This is a genomic window from Paenibacillus sp. P4_A9, assembly GCF_056402415.1.
Genome location: NZ_JBFUHL010000147.1, coordinates 1 through 4,355, shown reverse-complemented (window position 1 = coordinate 4,355; position 4,355 = coordinate 1). Strand labels below are relative to the sequence as shown.

Sequence of the window (4,355 nt, the reverse complement as noted above, 5' to 3'; positions counted from 1 at the left end):
GTCTTTATCAGACAATATAATATCTCTATCATCTAATTCAATTTCTAATAAGACCATTCCTTGATCATAATTAGGCTTCGAAAGAAAGAGCCAAATTGGATATTCACCGTTGTATTTTAGCAATCTACTACTCATCTGTTCCGTCATCCACTCATATGCTTTGATGTGAGTTGGTGGTATATGCTTTGGATTGCCTTCAAAATAACCAATTTCTTTCGCATAAGTCCAAGCTTCTTCATTTTGCCTAGTCCAATATATACTCACATGCTCACCTTTTCATATCCAGTTAGTTTCCTATAAAAGAATTGTTTTATTTACCGTTTCACTTTGTGTAAAATATCAATTACAAGACTGAGATTGTTTCTAATCTCAACTAAGTTGTCTAGAGTGAGACTTGCAGTTGCTGACTCCATATCGTCCGAAAAATTGATAAGAATTTCTCCAGTGTCCATATAACTGTCTTCAACTAAAATCTCATTTGTGCTACCATTCCACAATTCAGTTTCTTTTCTTAGCATTTCTGTTCATCCCACCTCCTGAAAAAGTACAATAAAAGTATTATTTTATTCGCATATTAAAATCTTCTTTTATTATGTTTAAACTAACTGGTTTGTGATCCCAGTAATCCACACCTACGTTAATATGTCTATCACTTATATATTTCTGATCAGGGTTATGAAAATGTCCATGTATGTTAAAGAAAGGAGCATATATATCATTCAAGTGTTCATGTGATAAGAGAAACTTTTGTTCATATAATATTGGGTAATCAATTACTTCATTTAATCCGTGAGCCAACCACGTAGTTCTATCTCGGTTTTTGTCATGATTTCCCATTATGAGAATTTTGTATCCTTTTAACTGATTGATAATATTTGTTGTATTCATATAATCTAATTCGGAAAAATCTCCAAGATGAAAAACAACATCGTCATTCGTGACGACAGAGTTCCACTGTTCAATCATCATTTTATTCCTCGTATTAATATAATCTTTAGGAATTATGGTGTTTTTGGGTCCAAAATGATGATCTGATGTAAAAAAAACTGGATTCATTCTTAATCCCACCTCATGAAATATTTGTTTTATTCACTTCACAACTCTATTCGGTTTTGAGATATATACCGAATTCCAAAAATATCCACAAAAAGAATAACATGAAATGGTTCATTAGGTCTATGAGAATTGCTTGTTTCTTTCTAGCAATACTCTCCGTTACTCGATCAATTGCTGTATATGTCCCTAGTCAATCCTTCTATGGCTTTTGTCGCACCTATTATAAGACATCTGAGAAGCGCAAAAAACCTACCAATTATATAGGTAGGCTCATGCTAAAAACTTATTAGATTACCATGTTGATCCCAGGTTCATTAGCAGCACTTTGATGATTGGTAATGCTGCATAAAAGAAGTTTTTTAGCGGATAAAAAAGATGCACCGAAGAGTGTCTATGCATGTGTTTGTGCCTTTAAAATTACTAAAAATAGGTGAACAATACCTTCAGTGACAATAAGGGGCAACGATAAGAATATGGGCTAGGATTAATAAAAAAATCGGGCCTGTAATCGCCCGATCTTTGGAAGTATTTTAGTTTATATATATATAGTCACTACCCAATGCGACTAATGACCACTCTGTCCCTCCGTCTTTCCTAAAAACGGCATTAATAGCTTTGCCTGTTCCGTCGGCCCATCTTACTTGAATGCCCTCGTTATTAACTTCATACCAATGGTGTGTAACAACTCCCTCGAATCCGATAATTTCATTTACCTGTTCTAATGTCATTCCGCCGCCTGAAATTTGATTTAATGCTTCTATTGTCAATCCTAAATTTTTTGTCGACGGTTTTGGTGCAACGGTGGAGAAGGTAGCAATTACCTTGTTCGAAATAATCTCAGCACTGATTAAGTCCCCTGCAATCCCGTATACATCCCTAAGACCTCTATTACCGTCACCCTCCTGTGCGTATTCTTCAACACTCATGCCATCATAGGGTGCACCGAACATATTTGTCACATCTCGGTCAAAGATGATGGTTACAACAGTGTTGCCATTTAGAGTGTAAACGTTGTCCCCCACAATTGGAGTCCCAATGACATGGCTCGTATACTCCACTAACTTCGCAAAGTATTCCGATGTCGGTGGAAATGGTTCTGGAGTCGGTTCTGGTGTTTCTACTGGTGCACGGAACTCGTAGTACCCGTCCTTGTAGCCACCTACCATAACCCATGCAGGGCACATGTTGGGTTCAACCGTACATCCAATTACCTCACCAAACTCGGCTGGGTGACGGACAAAGAAGGTTTCAGGACTTCCATCGTAGTAAACCTGCACTGTCTCAAGGGATGGGTCGTACTCTACACGTTCTACCAGTTGAGTTACCTTGTTAGCAGTGAGGTTTAAGTTGAGGTTGTCAATGAGAAGACGTTCCTCTGGTGACGGTACGTACTGCGGAGTCTGGTGCTTAATCTGTCCGTAGTGATTCCCGTTGTTGGACTTAACTTCTTTATCAGGTTTAGCGGCGAATGCTGATGTTTCGAAAGATAGTGCCATAACCGCTACCAATGCTAATGCAGATAGTTTTTTCATCTATAATTTTCCCCCATGTTGTTGTATTTACGCACTCAATGTTGTTTCCAATACTACCGTCCGTCGCATAACAATACCATCATCATTATTCCTGTTGTGTTGTTTGAATCAACCTTTTAATCAAGTATTACGTGCATGTAAATACCATTAGGTTCCACTTGTTTTACATTCTTGCCTGTGTATTTCTCAACAATCTGTTCTTCCGCTGTATCCTCGTTGTTCTGGACTGCAAAGTAGAACTCGGAAGGTGTTTTGTTGGCATTGAATAGAGAACTTGAGATACTAGTCTCTAGCACTAGAACGTCTCTTACCATGATTGCGTCAGTATAGGCATATCCAAGGTTATTAAGTTCAGTACGAATGTTGTAAAGCATCTCAGCTTCCCGTTGGGCAGGAGTGAGGGTAGGTTGTTTCTGTTCTAGCTGTGCCAGTTTGGAAGCTGTATCTTGTTGCTGTTGTTCCACGTTAGTCACTCTTGCGGTAAGTGTACCCACACTCGCTGTCAGTGCCCCTACGGAAGCCTTTACGGTGTCTACGGTAGCTGTCAGTGCGTCCACAACCTCCTCAATAGGCTTAACATTCTTTGCGAATGCTGATGTTCCGATAGATAGTGCCATAACCGCTACAAGTGCAATTGCTGTTAGCTTTTTCATTTATTTGTTCCCCCAATGTTGTATTTGTTATAATTTAGAACAGCCTAACCTATATTACAGGAATGGAAGGGTTTAATCTTCCCACGGATTTTACCAACAGTTTACTCTAACGATTTAATTCTTTTCCTTTGTCATTGAACACTTTCCACTTACATCAGCCCCACTATTGGGCATAAAAAAAGAGGGAATAATTTCCCTCTCCCGTTACTGTTAGAATGTTGGTGTCTCGATGCGGTTAAACGTATCAGAGTCAAGTACTATAAATTTGCCTATGATTGTGTCCGCTGTTCTAATATCCTTGAAATCAACCGTATTTGCTTCAACATTACGGGCAGTACTGTTTGTTCTCTTCTCCCGTTTCCTTATGCTTTACGCGGTATTCCATCTCTCAACCTCTATACAATAAACTCCTCGAATACTGGCAGCCGCATCGCTCCGGACTTATACCAATCCCGATATTTCACTTTGCAGCGCACGACAGGCTGCACATAAACATGATCCTTGCTCTCGCCACTCTTATATGCCTGAAATACTGGCCACATTGATTGACGCGCTGACTGTGTTATTCCCAATTCCATTGCGCCAATCGGACGGATCCTGTCTCCTTCCGAATAACCAAGTAACCACGAATGTTCTTTCTTGCTGTAACCCGTTATGAAGCATTCCGCCTTCTGATAATTAATTACCTTTTGCCACGACCAGGAACGTATAGATTTCATCGAGCGTAAATCTGTCTCGTACTTTGAGCTCTTCTTTTTAATCACTACGCCTTCAAGACCATGTTGACAAACAATATTGAAGAAATCCTTTGCACTGCCCTGAATTGACCGAACAATTCTATAGTGATCATTCTCCTCTATAGTATCTTCAAGTAGTTGCTTACGGCGCTCTAGTGGCAAACTGGTCACATCTACGCCGCGGTGGTACAAGATATCAAAAGCCATATAAACGACTGGCATCCTCTTCTTGCTGGACCTGAATCCAGCGTTACACGCCTCGAAGTCTGCTTTCCCTTGCTTATCTAAAACCACAATTTCACCGTCAAGGATAGTTCCTTTGGGGATTGGCGGATTGTGCAGCTCAGGGTACTTAGACGTTGCATTTGTGTTTTTCG

Annotated in this window: 6 protein-coding genes; all 6 read right to left on the bottom strand. The window is 39.7% G+C overall.

Annotated features, from left to right (window positions below; translation table 11 throughout):
* Positions 1 to 264 (bottom strand): DUF3841 domain-containing protein (locus AC1DVJ_RS30130; RefSeq protein WP_477596464.1); only part of this gene is annotated, 264 nt, incomplete at its 3' end.
* Positions 265 to 314: 50 nt separating this feature from the next.
* On the bottom strand, positions 315 to 518 hold the full coding sequence (locus AC1DVJ_RS30125) for a hypothetical protein (RefSeq protein ID WP_477596462.1): 204 nt from the start codon (positions 516 to 518) through the stop codon (positions 315 to 317).
* 40 nt (positions 519 to 558) lie between these two features.
* Positions 559 to 1,056 carry a phosphoesterase gene (locus tag AC1DVJ_RS30120; protein WP_477596460.1) on the bottom strand — a complete coding sequence of 166 codons (498 nt, stop codon included), beginning with the start codon at positions 1,054 to 1,056 and terminating at the stop codon, positions 559 to 561.
* A 530-nt stretch (positions 1,057 to 1,586) separates the two neighbouring features.
* Entirely contained in the window at positions 1,587 to 2,588 is a 1,002-nt protein-coding gene (locus AC1DVJ_RS30115) for a hypothetical protein (RefSeq protein WP_477596458.1), read from the bottom strand.
* A gap of 116 nt (positions 2,589 to 2,704) precedes the next feature.
* Positions 2,705 to 3,241: a hypothetical protein gene (locus AC1DVJ_RS30110; protein WP_477596456.1), complete on the bottom strand. Its 537-nt coding sequence runs from the start codon at positions 3,239 to 3,241 to the stop codon at positions 2,705 to 2,707.
* Between the two features lie 395 nt (positions 3,242 to 3,636).
* A partial coding sequence (locus AC1DVJ_RS30105; RefSeq protein WP_477596454.1) for an ATP-dependent DNA ligase occupies positions 3,637 to 4,355 on the bottom strand: 719 nt, incomplete at its 5' end.

Excerpts from the sequence above, each read along its gene's own strand:
- AC1DVJ_RS30110 (WP_477596456.1), bottom strand. The coding sequence starts at position 3,241 with ATGAAAAAGCTAACAGCAATTGCACTTGTAGCGGTTATGGCACTATCT.
- AC1DVJ_RS30115 (WP_477596458.1), bottom strand. The coding sequence starts at position 2,588 with ATGAAAAAACTATCTGCATTAGCATTGGTAGCGGTTATGGCACTATCT.
- AC1DVJ_RS30125 (WP_477596462.1), bottom strand. The coding sequence starts at position 518 with ATGCTAAGAAAAGAAACTGAATTGTGGAATGGTAGCACAAATGAGATT.
- AC1DVJ_RS30120 (WP_477596460.1), bottom strand. The coding sequence starts at position 1,056 with ATGAATCCAGTTTTTTTTACATCAGATCATCATTTTGGACCCAAAAAC.